Genomic DNA, 21,416 nt, shown 5'->3' on the forward strand with positions numbered 1-21,416 from the left:
GACTGATCTCTTAGCTGAAGGATTTAACCCAAAATATTTCACACATTATTGGAAAGCTAAGAATGGTAATTTATATTTATTCTGCTACGAATATGGATTTATGGAAACTAGTGTAAACGGATATAAAAAGTATATCTTAATAAAATGGCAAGATTATATGAACCAACATTAACAACATAGATTCATATAATTTTTTAATTCAAAAGATAATTATTTTTTTACAATTTGAGACAAAGGTTTCACTCCCTTTAGCAAAACCCAGTATTCCAACACTTACAGGGTTTTTAATGCGCAAATGTGTGCACCCAAAAGCAGAAAAAAGCATGTTTTGAGGTGGATTTCAGGTGGACTTGAAATCCTCAAATTTGGTCCACCAGAGAGGGTATTAAAAATTCTTTCAACTGCCCTCAATTCCTCATTTTAGAATAGCTTAATAAACTATCACCTATAATTTTAGCATTAAAAGTTTACCATATGCGTTGACTAGAAAACACATAAACTTAGTCTGACTTAAAAGAAGAAAATACTTATTCCAATTCTGGTTATCAAGTTTAACTAGTTCTCTGTTGAAACTCTAATTCTTCATTAAACTGAATTCAGAAATGTTTGTAAGTAGCATCTTCTCAACAAAATGACTCAATTTTAAATCAACACTTACCAAATAATGTCAAATTATGATACTTAAAACGTGAAAAACTGACACTATTAAAGATTTGATACCATTAGTTTTGTTTGTCTAAATTCAACATATTATCGAAAAACCCAATTATGAAACAACTTTCTATTATCCTGCTTTTATTACTCGTCCATTTTACTATCTGGGGAGCCGAAGTTCAAATTACCAATTTAAAGGTTGAATACACTCAAACTCCATTAGGTATTGATATTCAAAAACCCAATTTCAGTTGGCAGATGCAAGTTCCTTCAAAAAAGAGAGGATTTAAACAATCTGCCTATCAAATAGAGGTGATAAATGAATATGGAGAAATAGTTTGGAATACGGGAAAAACAAAAACAGATATATCACTTAATATTAAGTATTCAGGAGCACCACTAGCTGCTACAACACGATACAAGTGGAGCGTAAAAGTGTGGGATAACCATAATAGGCAACACACTGCCGAATCATGGTTTGAAACCGGACCTATGAATTCAGATCATCAATCCATTGCTTGGAATAACGCCCAATGGATTGGAGGTAATGATGATGACATGGTGCTTTATTCTCAATACCTTCCTGTTTTCAAAATCGAATACAATATTCAACTGGATGAAAATTCAGAATCTGTAAAAGCTGGATTTATTTATGGGGCCAACGACATCCGCTTAATGGATAAAAATAAAAACCTATTTAATATTGAAAGCACTAAAAACGAATCGTATTTAAAAGTTGAACTTGATATTTCTCATTTACACTCAGGTAAGCCTGCTACATTAAATATCTACAGAGTTGGATATCATCCTGATGATAAAAAAGACGTACCCTTTAAAACTTTTTCTATTCCTGAGCTGATTATCAATAATGATAATAAATATGAGAGTCATCAAATTAACATTTATTCTAACCTGGGAGAAACACAACTATTTATAGATGGAACAACTCAAGGAAATAGAGTAGGTAGAATATATGTGAATCCTATTGGTTGGCGTGGCGGTGATTATATTGCATTCCCTGTTGTAGGTGATATTGGATTCGACATTCCTGCCAATCAAAAGGCTGCTTTTTCCAACATAACCATTAGCAATTTCAGATCACCATCAAACATTATATTCTCAGAAGATTTAAAAAATCAACCATATAATGGAATATTTACAGACCTACCAGTGAATTATAAAGCTTATTTACTTGATGGAGGAATGTCTGGTAATATGATTTTTGCTGATCCAAGTAGAAATTCAATGCCATTATTACGTTCAACCTTCTCATCTGAATCAGAAATAGCAAAGGCCCGTTTATATGTAACTGCCCGCGGAATCTATGAGATGTATATCAACGGCCAAAGAATAGGAAATAGTTACTTCAGTCCCGAAAACACACAGTATAATAAAACGCATTTATATCAAACATACGATGTTGGTGAATATATTCAAACCGGCCAAAACGCCATCGGAGCCATCCTGGGAGAAGGTTGGTGGAGCGGTGGAATTACTTTCCTTGGGAATTATTGGAATTTCTATGGTGACAGACAATCCTTATTGGCCAAATTGGTTATAACTTATAAAGATGGAAGCAGTAAGGTGATTACGACCAATCCCGAGACATGGACTTATTATAATAATGGGCCTATCCGATATGGAAGCATGTTTCAGGGCGAGGTTTATGACGCCCGAAAAGAAAAAGAAATTGAAGGCTGGAGTACTGCAAACTACGATGCTTCAAGCTGGCACCAGACTACAGTCATTACAACAGAAGGTACTGTAAGTAATGAAAACACCTCTAATTGGCCTGACTTTGATGATTTCAAAGATGCTAATATGATCGGTCAGATTGATCCTTCTGTCCAAGCTGTAAAAGAATTAAATGCTGTTGATGTAAAGGAAGTTCGACCAGGTGTTTTTATCTACGATATGGGACAAAATATGGTAGGAATACCCAAAGTTACGTTAGAAAATATGGATGCCGGGCAAGAAATCATACTACGTTTCTCAGAGGTATTATACCCTACTCTACCAGAATATAAAGCCAACACAGGTATGTTAATGATGGAAAATATCAGGGCTGCCATGGCTCAGGAAATTTATATTACTAAAGGTGGTGATACTGAAATTATTCAACCCCGATTTACTTATCATGGTTTTAGATATTTGGAAATCACAGGCATCGATAAAGCATTAGCTCTGGAGGCTGTAAAAGGAATTGTTTTAAGTTCGGTTCATAAATTAAACTCCGGTTATGAGACTTCTAATCCTTTAGTTAATCAATTCTGGAAAAACATAACCTGGTCAACCTACGGTAATTTTGTTTCAATACCAACCGACTGCCCTCAGCGGAATGAAAGGTTAGGTTGGAGTGGAGATATTTCTGTATTTTCCAGAACGGCTACTTATTTAGCTGATCTTCCTTTGTTCTTTAGAAGACACATGCTTGCCATGCGAGACCTTCAGAGAAAAGACGGACATTTCCCCAATGTTGCTCCGTTAGATGTCGGTTTTGGTGAAACCTTATGGGGCAGCGCCGGAATTACTGTTGCATGGGAATCGTATCAACAGTATGGTGATGTTGATTTATTAAAAGAGCATTATGATGCCATGAAGAAATATATTGAATATCTGACTTCCAGAATTAATCCTGATTCAGGTATTTTGTGCGAAGACGAACGCAATCAATGGTCATCTTTGGGTGATTGGTTATCTTTGGAGGACAGCCGCAATGAGAAAACACTCTTGTGGGAATCCTATTTTATTTTTGATCTGGAGATAATGATAAAAGTGGCCTCCGTTCTTGGTAAAAAAGAGGATGAGATAGCATTTAAAGATCTTTATAAAAATCGTAAATCCTTTTTTAATAAGATCTATATTGATGGAGAAAGTGGAAAAACGGCTTTCCAAGGAAAGATGATTGACACACAAGGATCATATGTTCTTCCACTTGCGTTCAACATCATTGAAGATAGCAAAAAAGCAAAAGTATTAGATCAGTTTATCACCTCCATCAAACGCAAGAATAAAATTGATAATGGACCAGTTTGTGATCCATACTCATTAATGACTGGCTTTATATCCACAGCCTGGATAAATAAAGCCTTAAGCGATAATGGATATTCTGAAATTGCCTACAAACTATTGCAACAAACTTCTTATCCATCATGGCTATATCCGGTTACTCAAGGAGCCACTACCATTTGGGAACGACTCAACTCATATACCCACACCAATGGTTTTGGTGGGAATAATAGTATGAACTCTTTTAATCATTATTCATTTGGAGCCGTTGGTTCGTGGATGTATAATTATTCTTTAGGGATTACACGTGATGAGGAATTCCCGGGTTTTAAGCATTTTATTTTACAACCCGAACCTGATCCAACAAGTGAAATGACATATGCGAAAGGGCATTACGATTCAATGTATGGACGAATAGAAAGCAGCTGGAATATTGAGAATGGTATTTATCATTATCGTTTTGTGGTACCTGCTAATACTTCTGCTACTGTTTATATACCTGTGGCTGACAATCAAAAGGTGGAATTGAATAAAAAACAGTTAAAAGATAAAAACATCAATTTTATAAAAATGGAGAATGGAAAAGCAATTTATAAGATAAATTCAGGAGAATACACTTTTGATGTTTTATAATAAATATCTTCCGCTTTTATATTTAATAAAGCTATATCAATGCTCAATTGATGAAGAAAAGCTTAATAAAGATATTCCTAACATCATTAACGAAAACTGAATAATAACAAAAAGAGCGAGGTGATAGTAACCCGCTCTTTCCATTTATAATATCTAAAGAAATAATCGTTGGCTCTAATATAAATTTCTAAGGCATATGAATGCTATCAGCAAATCATTTTACTTTTTATCAATACAAAGTAAGTAGCAACAGCATCATTAGCATCCATTAGTCCCAATACTTTACAAGCAAAATTTGCATACATCCATGTATACTATCGAACTAATGATTAATTAACTGCTGCGGTTTAATTTTATTGAAAAGAGATTTTAAATTGCTGTTTAAGATATCCTTTATTTCGTCCTCTGATGCACCAATAGGCTTAATTGGAATCAAATCTACCATCTCCTCATAGTTCATGTCAGACTTATACATGATGTTTAAAGATGCTTGTAATGTTTGATAAATAGCCTCTTTACTTTCTTGTTCTGAAAGTCCGATACCAACAGCAATCTTCTCTATTTCTTTCCATTGAAACCAAAAGTAAGTAGGTAACATAGCTGAAGTTATAGCAAAAGCTTCCAATTTACTTTCTTCTGTTTCGAATGTACTACCTAATACACTTAAGGTATCAATAATTGAAGTTTTCTCTTCACTGCCAATAAATTCGGAAAAGCAAACCGGATTATAGCCTTGATTTATAAACGATGTAGCATTAGGAATAATTCGAGCAACCTTATTCACCCCTGTGAGTTCATTAATTTTATCCATTGTGAATTTCGGGGCAAGAGAAATAATAATTGCATCGCTATTTACCTGCCCTTTTAACTGAGTTATATTTTCGGCTATCACAGGAGGGTGAAGAGCTAAGAAGATGATTTCTTGATTAAAAACATCATCCATTATTGTTGTTGTTTCTATTTCCGGAAATCTCTTTTTTAATCCAGCAAGTACATCAGAGTTAGTATCGCAAACTTTAACTGAACGAAAATTCAGGTTTTTATTTTGAAACCCTTGCAAAAAAACATTTGTAATTCGTCCACCGCCTATAAAACCTATTGATTTTGTTTTCATAATAATTGCATTAGATGAGAATTGATAAGTATATGATAACACGCGATTGCATAAGAAGTAATTCTAAACCGGAAATTTATAATCCCATAAAATTTACCACTTTTTCATATCAAATGCATCTAATTCAACAATTAATATCTTCTATTTTTTTGGGGAACATTATCAGTTATTAGTCCCCTGATTCAAAACTCCATATTAGTAAGCGTGAAAAAAGTTTCTTTACCTGCAAAACCACTACACACAGACTTATAATAAGTAATTAACAACAATCAGATACACAAAAAAATTGCTATTTTTTTACTTCAAATGTTTTAATGTCTTAAGTGATTTCTGAAGATAATCCTGAGTAAGTTCTTCCGAATCCTTATATTTTTCTCTTAGCTTGATTAACCTTTCATGTAAGTCAGCTTTCACGTCAGCATATTTTTCATCATTATAAACATTATTCATTTCATGTGGATCTTCCTTCAAGTCAAATAGCTCCCACTCGTCAACATCGTAGTAAAAGTGGATTAGTTTGTAACGATCAGTAGTAATACCATAATGACGCTTAACCATGTGCCAGCTTGGGTATTCGTAATAATGATAGTAGAATTCTTTTCTCCAATCCGCTGGCGTCTCTCCTTTTAAAATAGGAACAAAGCTCTCTCCCTGCATCTGTTGGGGAATATTCAAGCCAGCCATATCTAAAAATGTTTCTGCAAAATCAAGATTTGAAACAATATCATCACTTTGTGTACCTGGAGATATAACTCCTGGCCATTTCACCAACAAAGGGGTTCGTAACGATTCTTCGTACATAAAACGCTTATCAAACCAACCATGTTCACCTAAGTAAAATCCCTGATCGGAAGAATACACAACAATTGTATTTTTATCTAAACCTATTTCTTTCAGGTAATTCAGAATCTTACCAACACTTTTATCTACCCCGGCAATGCAAGCCAAATAATCTTGCATATAACGCTGATATTTAAATCGAACCAAATCATTACCAGAAAGATCAGCCTCCCGATAATATTTAATGATTGGATCATACACTTTATCCCAGGCTTTCTCCTGCTCTTTATTCAAGCGGGCTGTAGTTCCCAGTTTTTCATTCTCAAACATCTTTAAATCCCTATCCATACGCATGGTTAGATCAATTGTCATATCCTGTTCTTTAGCTGCGCTTCCCCTGCCTTCATAAGTATCAAACAAAGTTTCAGGTTCAGAGAATGTTACATCCTTATACAAAGACAATTCATTAGGTCCGGGTTCCCATTCTCGATGTGGAGCCTTGTGTTGCACCATCAACATAAAAGGCTCATCTGAAGTCCTTACCGAATCAAGATAGGCAATTGCTTTATCGGTAATAATATCAGTCACATAACCTGTTTCTTCATGAATACCATCGACTGTTCTGAACTTAGGATTATAATAAAAACCTTGCCCCGGAAGCACTTCCCAATAATCAAAACCAGTTGGTTCTGATCCTAAATGCCATTTACCGATAATACCTGTATGATATCCACCTTGCTGAAGTACTTTTGGAAAGGTTAATTGTGAACCATCAAACTGCGTTCCTCCTTCGTTGGACACAAAACCATTTAAATGACCATATTTTCCGGAGATGATAGTTGCGCGTGAAGGACCACAAATTGAGTTGGTTACTACACAGCGATTAAACAACATACCTTCATCTGCTATTCGGTCGATATTTGGGGTGGGAGCTTCATCTTTTAATCGTCCTCCATAAGCACTTATAGCCTGATAAGCATGATCATCACTAAAAATAAATACAATATTAGGTTTAATCGTTTTCGTTTTTTCTTTGGATCCTGAAGTTCTACAACTGCTAAAACAAACTACGAACAGGACTAAGAACAGAATTTGAATTGGTTGTTTCATTTTATGCTGATTTAATAATTCTTCAAAACCTTCACCTTGTCTTTATTACTGGACAACTAACCTCCGGCTAAACCTTATGAAAGCTCATACCAACTATTAACCATTAAAATACTTCACCCCCAATACAATGAGCCATACTGCCTTTCAATCTTTTAAGATAAGAAAAAGAATTGCACTATCTGGATTTTGAATAAGTTTAATGTTAAAATTTGAAGTTTAATAGATAGAAAGAAAACGTTTTTACTAATTCAATTCAAGGTTAACCTGAAGTGGAAAAAAACATGAAAATGTACTTCCTTTTTCCGGTTCACTTTCAACCTCAATTATTCCTTTATGAAGATCTATAAATTCTTTACAAAGAAGTAGTCCTAATCCGGTACCATCCTCATTTAAGGTACCTTTTGTTGAAATATCTTTACTAATTGTAAATAGTTTTGCAAGCTTATCATTATCCATACCAATGCCTGAGTCTTGAATACATATCTCAACACCTTCCTGATCGTTTCTTACCACCTCTTTTGCATTAATAATAATGCTACTTTCTAAAAAGGAGTATTTAATAGCATTAGATACAAGATTACGAACAATTACCTCTAGCATCTGTGAATCAACAAAAATATTCAAATCATCCTTGATAACATTTTTGATTTTTATTGATTTATTCATTGCCATCTGATTCAGCACCTGCAACTCTTTTTCAATAATATCATTGACTCTGACCATTGACGGATCAAAAACAATACTTTTATTCTGAGCTCGTGCCCAACTTAAAAGATCCTCCAGTAAGTCATGGGTATGTTGAACAGATTTATTAATGGTCTCAACAATTTTAAACTGTTCCTCTTCCTCTATTTGTCTATCAACTATAAGTAAATCGGATAAACCCCAAATTGTATTGATAGGGTTCTTTAGATCATGGGCTATTATCCCCAGAAATCGATCCTTGGTTGCATTACTCTTGTTCAGTTCTTCATTCTTTTGTTGAATCTCTTCCTTAATTGCAATTGCTTCTTTTGCTTTTTTCTCCAGCTCAGTATTAAATTGGAGTGTTTCTTTAAAAAGAGCCTTTGTTTTATGCTGTTCTAACTTTAAAAGATGGTTGCTCTTAAATAACCGAAAGCGAAGCCTGTACTGAATACGATTAATAGCAAAACCAACAAATATGATAGGATAAACATCAGCAAGCACAAAAAACTCTTTAGCAGATGGCTGCCTGACAAAAAATAATAAGGCAGAAAAAACAACAACTGGTAAAAAGTAAATAATGGATGAAACAGAGGTATTTTCTTTTATATCAAGAGAGATTAAGAAGATAACTAAGATTGTTCCGGTTACACTGGGAGCCAACGCAGGTTCATGAAGATGAACCAGACATTTACCGTACATCATTAATTGCAAAGCAATGCAGATTACAATGTATAAAACTCTTTTAAACTTGTAAAATTTACTCTGATATGCTAAATGAATAACTAGTAAAACACTTATTAAAATTAAGGATGGAATGCGTGTATAAACAGCCCCCATACTGTCTCTGACATTCCAGTCTGAATATAAGTAGTAGGTAAGTATAACAATGCCTGCCAACAATATGTATGTAAGTTTATTAAGAAAAACCTTACTTAAATAAACATCAAACTCATCTTTTAGATTATTCGATTTAATTGAATCACTCATTGTTCTTTTGTCGCCTGAAACATTTTGTATTGCAAAGCATGACAAACAGTAATAGCAGAGAGCATTATTAAATGCATAACTTTACATGAAACAAAATTAGAATTTAAATATTCTAAGCTGTAATCGTCTAAACGTAAACCTACCTGTATTTTATGCAAGGCCTAAATCAGTAGATAAAATACCTTTTTTTTGATGTAAAACCATATCGAGAAATTCTTCACCTAACTAATCTGACATAAAATTAAGAATAACAAAGTCTAAGAATGTTATTAACAAAATGAAACATTGTGATAACAATTATCGTTTAGCAGCTTTATTTACTTAAAACACACACACATGAAAAAAGTAACTTTCACCCTGCTAGCACTTTTACCTCTAATCTTATTTAGCTGTAGTAAAGATGACGAATCACCAAGTGGTAATTCAGTAAAAATGAACGATCAGCAATTTAAAATTATTGGAGCTGGAATGATAGGTATTTCAATAGATGATTCTGGTCATACTGGCATCACATTATTCGATGGAAGCGAAACACAAGGAACTACCCTAACCATTGATGTTGAATCTTTTACTAAAGAAACCATAGAAGGAAACTATAGTTATCCTCAAACGGAAGGCAGCAAATTATTAGACAATTGGCTAACTAATTATATGGAATACAGTGGCTCTGACATGACCTCTTCTAATTTACAAACAGGAAGCGTTAATATTAAACACAATGGAGGTAATAACTATTCTGTAGAAATGGATTTAACAATGGAAGATGGAGTTGTTTTTGAAGGAACTTATACTGGCGAATTTACAGTAATGTTTAGTAACAATTAAGCAACAATCACATATAAAAAAGAGGAAGTCGAACGGCTTCCTCTTTTTATATTCAATTCAAGTATACTATCTATTGAATTTCAACCTCAAAATACATGGGGGATTCAACAACCTCCTCACCCTGGCCATAAGTGGCAAATTCCACTTCCCAAATTTGACCTTCTTCCAAATCTAACATAAACTTAGATTTAATAATGGTATTGATTTTAGCCATAATTTGTTCGCGAGTATTGTATCGCAAATCAAAGTTTGGATATCCTTCGCCAACCATAGTGTAATCAGAACCAATTAAAGTATATTTATTAGTTGCTTTAGTAAGCTCAGTTTCTTCCAAAACAAAGTTAGGAACCACTTTCCAGTAAGATGAATCGGCTGGTGTTTCGCGAACAAAAGTTACAAAACAAGTCGAGTCAATAGAAGAACCTGCATAATAAACAAATTCCATTGTTACTAATTCTCCCGGATTTCCGAATAAATGGCTGATACATTCAGGCAAATATTTTTCAAAAGGTGCCGAATCTGAGAAGTTGCCATATTTAGCAACAGCCTCATTGGAAGACCTTTCATAATCCTCATCAGCTAATACATATGGAGAATTTTCTCCAAACTCTGCTTCAGTAGCCAATATTCGGTCTGAGATGTAAATAAACCAATCGTCATCTTGCTCTAAGCCATCATCTAAATCATCGCGAAAATCTGCCAACGGATCACAAGCTACAATGGCAAATGCAAAAAAGATATATAATAGATTCGTAAGTAATTTCATTTTTCTATTGCTTTAACTGTCTGTTATTAGAAATTCAATTTTAAACCAAACGACCAGGTGCGACCTAAACCAATGTACATGGTTGATGCATCCCAGGTTGTTCCGTCATTTGCATCGGCAATATACCAGGTATCCAAAAGGTTACTAATCTGACCAAAAGCAGATGCATTCAACTTGCCCATCTTAAATCGATATACAGCATTTACATCAACCAAACCAAAGTTTGGCATCTGCCAGGCCTGAACACCTTCCATATCTTCACTCGTTCTATCCTCTGGCGAGAAGTTGGCATAGTTTTTAGCAAAGAAGTTGTAATCTGCTCCTACACTTAAACCATCCAACACTTCGTATTTAGCACCTAAGGCAGCAGTAATCTGAGCTGCATTACCTACTTTTAAATCTTTAGTATATAAATCGTATTGACCTAGTACGTTCTGATCCTGATCAACAAAAGTAGCATTCACATTATCAGCCCATCGCCAATCACCAACAGATCCCATACCTGTAACCGTTAGTTTATTTGTAGGACGCCATTCGAAATCAACCTCTACGCCCATATGAACAGCATCAAGGCCTAAAATATTTGCATATCCGGCAACCTCTCCATTATCATACATAGTTCGAACCATTGATTTATCCATCCAGTAGGTATAATAAGCATTGGCATTGGCAGCAAATGTCTTTGTACGCAATCCATAACCTAACTCTGCACTGAATATTCCTTCATTTTTAGCATCATCATTAATAGCGTTGGTATGATTCATAAATACTGCATTCATCATAGGAGGACGTTGGAAATATCCGGTATTAAAGAACACATTGTTCTTCTCATCAATATTGAAGTTAACACCTGTTTTCAAGCTAATAGTTTGACTATGAACCCAGGGTGAAATATGATCGCCATAAGCATAGTTACCATAATCGATACGACGATACGATACATTAGCTGCAGCCAGATTGGCAAAAGCCGAAAGTCGTCCTTCAGAATATTCTAATTGTCCAAAAACAGATTCCCAAAGTACTTCTCCGTCATTGTCGTATCCTACCTTATCACCTACACGAGCTACGTGGTTTGTTGAAACACCATGCACATCGCGGGTAACAACCGTATATTCACCTCCAACAAGGTCTGAAATTTCCTGGTAATGCTGTCCGAAATAATAGCGTCCATCAACACCTCCAATGAATTTAAGCTTATTGTTGATATCCCAATCTAAAGTAGAAACTCCACCATACCAATTATGATGATTAGTTGATGCCACCATATAGGTAGATGACTCTCTGTTAACAGCATTTTCGCGATACAAACGATCAAAATCAATTAAGCTACGGCTATCACCAATTCGGTAATCATTGAAGTTACGATCATCACCAAATCCGGCAATACCACCACCCCGTCCGAATGATGCATAAACAACCGTTTTCAGGTTTAAATCATCATTGATATTCCAAAAATGATTTAACGACAATTGAGGTTTGCTATAATAGTTAGTTCTTCCATTGTATTCGCTACCATTCAGGTAACCCCAATCTGAGTTATGCTTACGACCATACTTATTCCACTCATCCATAGTCATCATTGTACGACGTTGACCATGCTCCTGAGTCGCACCAAAAGCATTGAAAGAAACAGTATGTTTATCGTTAATTATTTTAGAAACATTGGCAAAATAACTCCAGCCTTCGAATTGAAGACCATCGGCCCATCCATTACCTTCGGTATGTGAACCCGAGAATGTAAAAGCCCATCCTTTATCGCTTAATCCAGTTGAAGCGGTAAAGGCCATTTTCTCGTAACCATCGTTACCTATTCCATAATAGATATTCCCACCTGCTTCGCTATCAGTAGTGGTTGTTAAAATATTAATGGTACCTCCGGCAGATGGAACCGCTAATTTAGAAGCTCCCATACCACGTTGCACCTGCATAGTGCGCGTTACGTCCGACAAACCTGACCAGTTACTCCAGTATACTTTACCGTTTTCCATATCATTAACCGGTACACCGTTGATCATTACCGCAATATTATCAGTATCAAAACCACGTAAAGTGATTCGTGAATCTCCAAAACCACCACCATCATTGGTTGCATACACACCGGGCGTGGCTTTTAATACTTGAGGAAATTCCTGAGCACCCAGTTTTTCTTCAATTGTTTTGGGTTGAATGGTTGACACTGCCACAGGTGTTTTTCTATCAACCGCAAAATTGGCAACCACCTTAACCTCATCAAGGCCAACTTCGTCACTTCCTAACTGAATTATTCCTAAATCCAATTCGACACCAGAAATTTCTACTGTCTTTTCGATGGTATTATAACCGATATAACTAAATACCAGCATCTTTTCACCTCCCTGAAGATCAAAGCTAAATGTACCATCAAAGGAAGTTACCGTTCCGTTAGTAGTTCCTTTTTCAATAACCGAAGCACCAATCAATTCCTCTCCAGTTGCCTGATCAACCAGTACTCCTTTAACCGAGGTTTGTGCCATAAGAGCCATAGGTAATAGCCCCACACATAAAATCAAAATGAATCTGAAAAACCGGATTCTCATCACTTAATAGTTTTTGTATTAATTTAATTGATAAAATTACAGACCTATTGGTCGACCTCGCTCATGCCAAGTTTATGCCAAGAACACTTCAATTTCTCTAAGGAATGTTAATTGATTTGTTATTGAATTGTTTCCTGTCAGATATATTTACAGTCTTTATAAAAAAATAACGTATTTGTGCTTACGACTTATTTTCTTGAAGTTAAAATGATTTCCAAATCCTATTGTTCTATTTGCTATCAATAACCAAAACTATATGTTCGAATATCCAATGTTTGAATATTAACTTAATGTTAGCTTATCGGCTTAATGAACTAAAATTGGAATACATTTTTACACATAAATACACATCCTTTCATTGATTCTTTTGCCGATAGTGAACAACTTGTTTACTTTTTACCTCTACTCTTATGACGTTATATGTAATTATTTCAATATTTAGTATAACAATACCAACAAATACTTGGGCAATTCGTTATTAGTTTTGAAATTAGTGCGGCCAATTTATACAAAACCATCTATGATAAATTTAAAACTGAGACATATCAGGACCAATTTGGCCATTACAATTGGTGCTTTTGTATTTCTAACCATAATGGTTTTGGGGTGGGTACACTATTTTTCAGTCAGCAGATCTTTAATGAAAGATGCGTACGAAAAGCAATTAATAACAACTTTACGTGCCTACCAAAGTTCACTTCAGGCTCTTTTAGAAAGAGCAATAGAAACCTCAGAAATTTTGGCTGATGATCCAATTCTTATTGAATGGTTTGAATCTCCGGAACCCAATGATCAACTAAAAGAACTTGCATTAGAAAGACTCAATAAACTTAAAGAACAGTTTGGATATACTACGGTTTTTGCTGTTAGTAAAAAAACACATGAATACTGGCGTGAAAACTTCAAATTACTGGATATAGTATCTAAAGATGACCCGGATGATTCATGGTTTTTTGATGCTATTATAAGCAAACAAAAAAGTGCCCTCAATTTCGACTACAATAAAGAATTAAACGAAACTATTTTATTTGTGAATGTTCTTATGGGAGACATTAATAATCCCATAGGCGTTGCTGGCATTGGAATAGATCCATCCATCTTGGTAGATAAGTTCAAAAAAAATAAATCATCTGACAATGCAGTTCTATGGCTTATTGATCAGAGTGGTAAAATTATAATGTCGGAAGATTCCCTTGAAATAAACCAACAACTATCTAACTGTTTAGGTGAAGAAACTGTAAAAAACATTGTAAAAAGTAATAATCATTCCTATGTGCAACATATAATACTGGCCGACACTAAATACGAACTGGCCTCAATGAATGTTGGAACCACCAAATATAAGGTGGTTATGATTATTCCTCAAAAAGATCTGCTTTCCGTTTTAGATGTGATTCGTTCCAATACCGTTTGGTTGAGTATAATCATACTACTTTTAACTCTGGTTGTAGTTTCTATTGTAGCCAATCGCATTACCCATCCAATCATACGTTTAACAGGCATAGCAAACCAGCTTTGGCAAAACCAGCTTCATACTAAAATTGATCAAAACCTGATAAGCAGAACAGATGAGATAGGCCATTTGGCTCAAAGTTTTCAGAACATGCAAACACAATTAAGTGATGTAATCGACAAACTGAATCAAGCTAACTTTGACTTAAAATCGGAGAAAAAAGAATTAAAAAGAACCAATTCAAAACTTGAAATTGCGCTGGAAAAAGCATCCAAAAGCGAGCGCCTGACAAAATCCTTTCTGGCCAATATCAGTCACGAAATAAGAACACCTATGAACAGCATTATGGGCTTTGCTCAGCTCATAGAAGTAGAAGATCTTGCTGATCCTGTTTTAAATACCTATTCGAATATTATTGTCAGAAACAGCCAACAGCTTTTATCTATACTCAATAATCTGATTGAAGTTTCAAAGATGGATTCAGGTATGACCAAACCTAATATTTCAAGCCTATCGGCCATGCAATTAGTTACTGGTACCTTTGATTTATTTTCGTATGCTTCAGGTGAAAAAATCATCATTTATAACGAAAGTGAAAAGGCAAACTCAGATATTCTATTTGATAGTGATCCGCTTTTGATTCAACAAGTATTAAATAATCTATTGTCAAATGCCATTAAATATACCCCTTCAGGAATCATTAAGATTGGTTTTAAGAAGGAGGATCATCAAGTAATATTTTATGTTTCAGATACAGGCATTGGCGTTAGCGAAAGTGATGCCCAATCAGTATTTGAACCTTTCTGGCAGGTTGATCAAAGTAACACAATTAACGATGGTGCCGGGTTGGGACTGGCTATATCCAAACGAATTGCCGATATATTAAACGGCAAATTATGGCTAGAGAGTAAACCCAATGAAGGTTCTGTATTTTACTTCTCCTTGCCTACTGGTTAATACTAAAACCATCATCAATCATTCGGTTGCTATATTGTTGAAGAAAACCTTTACACTCCTGCTCAATAGCTTTTGGCGTTGCTTCTTTTATCAAATTGTTTTTCATCATTCGGTCTGATGCGATATCATACACCGCAGTTACCTTGTTACCGTTGAAATGAATAATGGTATCATTTTTTAGAAACTGATAATTACTATCGCGATAACCAATAACAAAACGCTCATCGTCCTCATTAAAGATGTTGTTACCGAACGAAACAAAAGGTTGATCGTAATTTACATAGCTTAAAACTGAAGGCAGAATATCGATTTGTTGAGCCACTCTTTTATCCATTCCTTTTAATGTACTATCACCCGGGGCAAAAAACAACATAGGAATTGAATAACAGTCAATATTATTTTTTGATGACTTAAAATAGGTGGCTGTACTATGATCAGCGGTAAGTACAAACAGGGTGTTTTGATACCAATCCATTTTTTGGGCCTTTTCAAAGAATTTTCTTAAAGCCATATCGGTATACCCAATACATTGATGTACCTGCAATTTTCCTTTTGGAAAAACACCTTCATATTCTTCAGGAACCTTAAACGGATGATGCGATGATAAAGAAAACAAAGTGGTGAAGAAAGGTTGTTTCATCTGATCCATTTCATCAGCAAAAAACTGAAAAAACGGTTCATCCCATATCCCCCACATACCATCGTAATCCTCATCGTTTGCATATTCTGTTTTACCTACATATCGATCAAAACCGGCCATCTTTGCAAAAGCATCAAAACCCATTGATCCATTGGCGGCTCCATGAAAAAAGGCACTGTTATATCCCTCTTTTTTCAACAAAGTTGGTAAACCATTAATGCGATTGGTTGAATACTCCGAAACAATATAGGGTAACTCTAATGACGGTACTGAAGCAATAATCGATGGTAAAGCATCTATCGACTTAAATCCGTTTGCATAAGCGTGCTCAATTGTATATGACTCGCTAATTAATGAGTCCAGAAATGGAGTATAGCCTTTATAATTTCCATTATCCAGCTGCTTATTTAAGGCACCAACATATTCGCGATTAAAGCTTTCAAGAATAATGATAACTACATTCTTTTTTGTTTTATTCGCTGTGTTAATATCGTATTTATATTCCGGGTTATAAATGTCCAGCAATTCATCTTGCCCGAAGTAATTCCTACGTTCAATACCTCTTTTTCCCCAGGTACGAATCACACAAAAAGGTGTATTCAACACCAGGTTCATTTGCTCAGCCTGTTCCACATATTTACCCGCATTATTCATAGTCATCGGGCGGGTAGAATGACGGTAACCACCACGGATGGCCACCACACTAAAGCCGGTAAATACTACTAAGGAAACCACTGCTGTTGGATAAACCAGCCAGCTTCTGCTAAAAGCAATAGGACGAGGTTTAATTCTGGAATACAGCTTTGACAATAACCATACAGAAGCTATAAACAATATGGCAATATACCAGTAATCAATAATAAACTGCACCCACAAGCGGCCCATATTATCTTCATTCTTTACTATATCAAAAACATTGTAGGTAGTGCGTTTTAAAATAAAACGGTAATAGATGATATCTGTACTATTTAAAGCCAATCCCACACTATTGACAATCATATAAACCCATTTTAAAAATGATTGATAAGCCTTACCAAATTTAAATGGTAGCGGGAGAAGATAAAAAACCACATATATAGCATTCAGGTATAACAAAGCAGCAAGGTCGAATACCAATCCTCCTTTCATTATATTAAAAAATCCTTTGACAGAAACCGAAGGAAAAAGATCAATATTTAAGCCCCAAAAGATTAAACGAAATACCGAATAAAAAACAATAAGGTACAGAAATCGATATAAGAGCACCAGGTATTCATTACGCTCTAATTTGTTATTAAGGAAAGGTATATTTAATGTTTTCATAAAGCTATTCTATCACACTGCCAATTGATTCTTCGTATCAGAACAACATGGCGTAAAATCAACTGACAAAGCTACAAACTTTACAATTAATTAAATCTTAAATAAGAATAAATAGTCGTTTTTTATGTACGAAACGATTTTTAGTTGAACCAAAATTAATCCTTCAACATTAAAACAACTTAGCAGACATGGTGGTTTTACTCAAAACAAAACCTCATGAAAATTCAATTAACACTATTGGCAATAGCCCTTTTAACAGTTGCATGTAACTCAAACAAAGAACTACCTACCGTTAAAGAAGTAGATTTGAACCGGTACCAGGGAACCTGGTATGAAATAGCCCGTTTACCCAACCGATTTGAAAAAGACCTTGAATGTGTTACTGCCACCTATACATTAAATAACAACGGAACGATTAAAGTTCTGAATCAAGGAATAAACCTGACAGATGGAATGCAAAAGGAAACGGCAACAGGTAAAGCTAAAGTGCCCGACACTCAACACCCGGGAAGGTTAAAGGTTAGTTTCTTTGGTCCGTTTTATGGTGACTATTACATAATTGATTTAGATAACAACTATCAGTATGCGTTGGTTGGTGATCCATCCAGAAAATATTTATGGATATTGTCACGCACCTCCAGCTTACCTGAGAGCGTATTCAACAAATTAGTTTCAAAGGCAAATGAACTGGAGTTTGCCACCGATCAACTACACATCACCCGGCACAATTGCAATTAACCATTTACAAATCTTTATCTCGCTGAAGCAATCGCTTGGAATCCTGACCACTACCAATAAGCACTGACAACCAACGTGTTTTTTCGCTTTGCTCAAGAAATATCTTTAAAGTAATTGTAAGAGGTACAGACAGGAACATTCCAACCGGTCCAAATACAAAACCCCATATAATTAACGACATAAACACAACCAGGGTTGATAGCCCTAAGCCCTTACCCATCACACGCGGCTCAACAACATTACCCATAACAGTATTCACTATCAGGTAACCTACCGCTGTCCAAATCATAGCTCCTACACCCTGTTGCACCAAGGCTAATAAAATGGTAGGTACAGCAGCAATGATAGAACCAATACTTGGAATATAGTTCAGCAGGAAAGCGATTACTCCCCAAAGAATAGCATAATCAATTCCGAATAGCCACAACCAAAACCAAATAAAAAGACCTGTTAAAATACTAATGATAGTTTTGATAGACAGATAATGACGTATGCTATTTCCTATCTGATTGAAGTGACTCAATGATGTTCCGTAGTGCTTTTGTACAACAATTGCTTTATTAATAAAAGACTTAGCTTCCAATAAGACAAATACCGTAATCAATAGTATAATGAACGAATCAGACATTAAACGACCAATCTCGCCCAAAGCACCTGTAGTAAAACTAATTAACTTACCCGGATCAATCAAATCAATTAACTGAGTAGAATCAATATCTGCACCAATGGCATTTAGGCTATCAATAATCGAAGTAAACATACTTCTTAGATTTTCTTCATACTTAGGTACATCTTTCATGAAGTTATTAAGCGAACGCCCAATTATGCCACCCAATAAAATCAATATCATAGCCACCACCATGAGAACAATAAAAACAGCCAATCCGAAAGGAACTTTTCGCTTCTCAAGCCAACTTATTGGCTGCATGCAAATAACACTAATAAAAACAGCCAATACAAAAGGTAGAATAACTGATTTGGCTGCCATTACTCCGGCTATGATTACAATAATAGATGCGATTATTACAGACAGGGAGGTTTTGCTTGTACTCATTTCTTATAATTATTTACAAAGCACAAGATAGGTAATTATTGAAATAAATCTCAATAAGAGTGTTAGGATTGAACTTTAAGTACAATTTTACCAACAAATGAACCTCTATTAAAATAATCCATTGCTGATGATGCGTCTTGTAAAGCAAAGACTTTATCAATTATGGGTTTCATAATCTTAGCTGTGTACAATTCATTAATTGTTTTCAGGTGATTAGCATTTAATTCGTAAGCTAATAAGCTGTACTTCTTCCTTTGTGATTTTGGCAATAATGCTGCCCAAAACATTAAAGATAAAATCTTAGTTACACTGCCACCAACAACTATATAAACACCATTCGGATTTAACTTTTTCCTAATCTGAAAGAAAGTGCGAGTAGCCACAAAATCAAGAATAAGGTCATACTTTCCTTCCTTTTGTGCAAAATCAATCTGCTGATAATTCAATACCTCATCAGCACCTAAACGACGAATTGCACTCACCTTTATTTCAGAATCTACAGCAGTTACCAGTGCCCCCATTCCTTTAGCCATTTGAACAGCATAAGTTCCTGCTCCTCCTCCTGCCCCATTAATCAACACTTTGTCTCCTGGTAGAATCTTCCGTTTCAAATACAAAGCCTGATACGCCAGCAGTCCGGCTTCGGGGATTGCAGCGGCCTCCTCCATTGTCATTTCATTCGGCTTTCGAACAATTTTATTCGAAGGCAACGATATAAATTCAGCAAAAGCTCCATAACCACCATCAGGATTGGCTCCGTATACAACATCTCCAGGTTTCCAATCCGACACTTCGTCACCTGTCTCTTCAATTATTCCGGAAATATCTGTTCCTATAATTCTATACCTGGGTTTGAAAAGTCCGAATAACAGGCGATAAACATAGGGGTGCCCGATTAACATATCCCAATCGCGCGAATTAACAGACGCAGCCTGCACCTTTATTAATACTTCATTAGGTTTTAGTTTTGGTTTGGCAATTTCGCTGTATTCCAAAACTTCCGGATTTCCATATTTTAAGTAGGTGATGGCTTTCATTCTACTTTTTTAATGTTCGAATTTCATCGAGTAAAACATCAATCTTCGATTCCAGGTTAACCACTTTCTGTTCCAAAGCATCGTTATTATCACTCACCATCGAATCAACAAAAATAGATGTGATCAGCGACAAACCTAAAATACCTCCTAACAGAACAATAACTATAAAATACAGATAAGTAAAGAAAGATTCAACAGCTCCGTAATGTTCTATAATTTCTTCCGGTATTTCAAACCAGCCTTCAATGGTAAATACCTTAAAAGTTGAATACAATGATTTCATGGGACTTGAAAACATATCGGAGCCACTTGGTCCAAAAATATAATGCGATAATATACCGGTTACAATAATAAAGATGATAAAGCCCAACAACACAAAAACAGATGCTTTCATAGCCCGTTTAACATCACTCATTAAGGTGTTTACATTGGGAATAAACTGAAAGAAACGGAATGATTTAAAAACCCTTAAGATACGAAAAACCAGCAGGTAACTCACATCAAAAGACTCAACCTTAAACAGGTAAGTAATAAGTGCCGGCAACGACAATAACACCAGCGTAAAATCAAAACGGTTCCATTTACTTTTAAAGTAATATTTGCTTCCCCAGGTCGAAATCTTCACCCCTGCTTCTGCAATAAACAGAATGGTAATAAGATTATCCAAAAAAGTAAGATACCATATTCCATGATTGTGATCCTGATAACCTTCAGCAAAAAGAAAGAAGACATTGATAATTATAAGGGTAAGAATAAAGCGATCGTTCAGGAATAGTCTTTTTAGCATTGTCGAGTATATTTTTATGCGGAATTTAACAAAATCAATGCCTAAATATATTAATTACCTGAATTGGATTTAAATTTTGAGATTCAGATTACAATAAAATTTTGATTCACAAATTAAGATTTTTGAAGTAGCGGTTGCTGATTCAAGCATAGCCAGCTTGGCGAAGTTTGAAGCTTTGTTGAATGTAAATAATAGCCTACAACTACTTTTTGATTCCCATCGCTCGGTTAAGTTTGCAACTTCGTCGAATATAAATGATAGTACGCAACAACTTACTACAAAACAAAAACAGCCCCGATAAAAACCGGGGCTGCATTGTATGATTAGT

At 35.2% G+C, this 21,416-nt stretch carries 13 protein-coding genes; 4 read left to right on the forward strand and 9 right to left on the reverse strand.

The features are described from left to right. Window positions 1-768: 768 nt before the first annotated feature. Window positions 769-4,296: a family 78 glycoside hydrolase catalytic domain gene (locus KEM10_RS16780; protein ID WP_212217190.1), complete on the forward strand. Its 3,528-nt coding sequence runs from the start codon at window positions 769-771 to the stop codon at window positions 4,294-4,296. A gap of 322 nt (window positions 4,297-4,618) precedes the next feature. On the opposite strand, the gene KEM10_RS16785 is transcribed toward KEM10_RS16780, so the two are convergent. From KEM10_RS16785 to KEM10_RS16795, 3 genes are all read right to left on the reverse strand, one after another. Next, on the reverse strand, window positions 4,619-5,410 hold the full coding sequence (locus KEM10_RS16785) for a pyrroline-5-carboxylate reductase family protein (protein ID WP_212217191.1): 792 nt from the start codon (window positions 5,408-5,410) through the stop codon (window positions 4,619-4,621). A 297-nt stretch (window positions 5,411-5,707) separates the two neighbouring features. Next, window positions 5,708-7,300, reverse strand: a complete 1,593-nt coding sequence (locus tag KEM10_RS16790; RefSeq protein ID WP_244825963.1) for a sulfatase family protein — start codon at window positions 7,298-7,300, stop codon at window positions 5,708-5,710. 243 nt (window positions 7,301-7,543) lie between these two features. Then, on the reverse strand, window positions 7,544-8,974 hold the full coding sequence (locus KEM10_RS16795; protein ID WP_212217192.1) for a sensor histidine kinase: 1,431 nt from the start codon (window positions 8,972-8,974) through the stop codon (window positions 7,544-7,546). A 336-nt stretch (window positions 8,975-9,310) separates the two neighbouring features. On the opposite strand from KEM10_RS16795, the gene KEM10_RS16800 reads away from it, so the two are divergent. Beyond that, window positions 9,311-9,799, forward strand: a complete 489-nt coding sequence (locus tag KEM10_RS16800) for a hypothetical protein (protein WP_212217193.1) — start codon at window positions 9,311-9,313, stop codon at window positions 9,797-9,799. A gap of 70 nt (window positions 9,800-9,869) precedes the next feature. Here the strand turns inward: KEM10_RS16800 and KEM10_RS16805 are convergent, their stop codons facing one another. After that, on the reverse strand, window positions 9,870-10,565 hold the full coding sequence (locus tag KEM10_RS16805) for a hypothetical protein (RefSeq protein ID WP_212217194.1): 696 nt from the start codon (window positions 10,563-10,565) through the stop codon (window positions 9,870-9,872). A gap of 26 nt (window positions 10,566-10,591) precedes the next feature. Beyond that, on the reverse strand, window positions 10,592-13,057 hold the full coding sequence (locus tag KEM10_RS16810) for a TonB-dependent receptor (RefSeq protein WP_244825965.1): 2,466 nt from the start codon (window positions 13,055-13,057) through the stop codon (window positions 10,592-10,594). A gap of 583 nt (window positions 13,058-13,640) precedes the next feature. Between KEM10_RS16810 and KEM10_RS16815 the strand changes: the two genes are divergently transcribed. Continuing rightward, window positions 13,641-15,530 carry a HAMP domain-containing sensor histidine kinase gene (locus tag KEM10_RS16815; RefSeq protein ID WP_212217195.1) on the forward strand — a complete coding sequence of 630 codons (1,890 nt, stop codon included), beginning with the start codon at window positions 13,641-13,643 and terminating at the stop codon, window positions 15,528-15,530. On the opposite strand, the gene KEM10_RS16820 is transcribed toward KEM10_RS16815, so the two are convergent. Beyond that, window positions 15,520-17,472, reverse strand: a complete 1,953-nt coding sequence (locus KEM10_RS16820; RefSeq protein ID WP_212217196.1) for an LTA synthase family protein — start codon at window positions 17,470-17,472, stop codon at window positions 15,520-15,522. The two genes, KEM10_RS16815 and KEM10_RS16820, sit on opposite strands and share 11 nt — an antisense overlap. Window positions 17,473-17,688: 216 nt before the next feature. Between KEM10_RS16820 and KEM10_RS16825 the strand changes: the two genes are divergently transcribed. Then, complete coding sequence (locus KEM10_RS16825) at window positions 17,689-18,210, forward strand: lipocalin family protein (protein ID WP_212217197.1); 522 nt, start codon at window positions 17,689-17,691, stop codon at window positions 18,208-18,210. Between the two features lie 4 nt (window positions 18,211-18,214). Here KEM10_RS16825 and KEM10_RS16830 read toward each other — a convergent pair whose 3' ends face one another. The 3 genes from KEM10_RS16830 to KEM10_RS16840 form a co-directional block, all read right to left on the reverse strand. Then, on the reverse strand, window positions 18,215-19,264 hold the full coding sequence (locus KEM10_RS16830) for an AI-2E family transporter (protein WP_212217198.1): 1,050 nt from the start codon (window positions 19,262-19,264) through the stop codon (window positions 18,215-18,217). 62 nt (window positions 19,265-19,326) lie between these two features. Further along, window positions 19,327-20,301 carry an NAD(P)-dependent alcohol dehydrogenase gene (locus KEM10_RS16835; protein ID WP_212217199.1) on the reverse strand — a complete coding sequence of 325 codons (975 nt, stop codon included), beginning with the start codon at window positions 20,299-20,301 and terminating at the stop codon, window positions 19,327-19,329. 1 nt (window position 20,302) lies between these two features. Beyond that, entirely contained in the window at window positions 20,303-21,088 is a 786-nt protein-coding gene (locus KEM10_RS16840) for an ion transporter (protein WP_212217200.1), read from the reverse strand. Window positions 21,089-21,416: the final 328 nt, after the last annotated feature.

Origin of the sequence: Carboxylicivirga linearis, assembly GCF_018271995.1 — a bacterium.
GTDB lineage: Bacteria > Bacteroidota > Bacteroidia > Bacteroidales > Marinilabiliaceae > Carboxylicivirga > Carboxylicivirga linearis.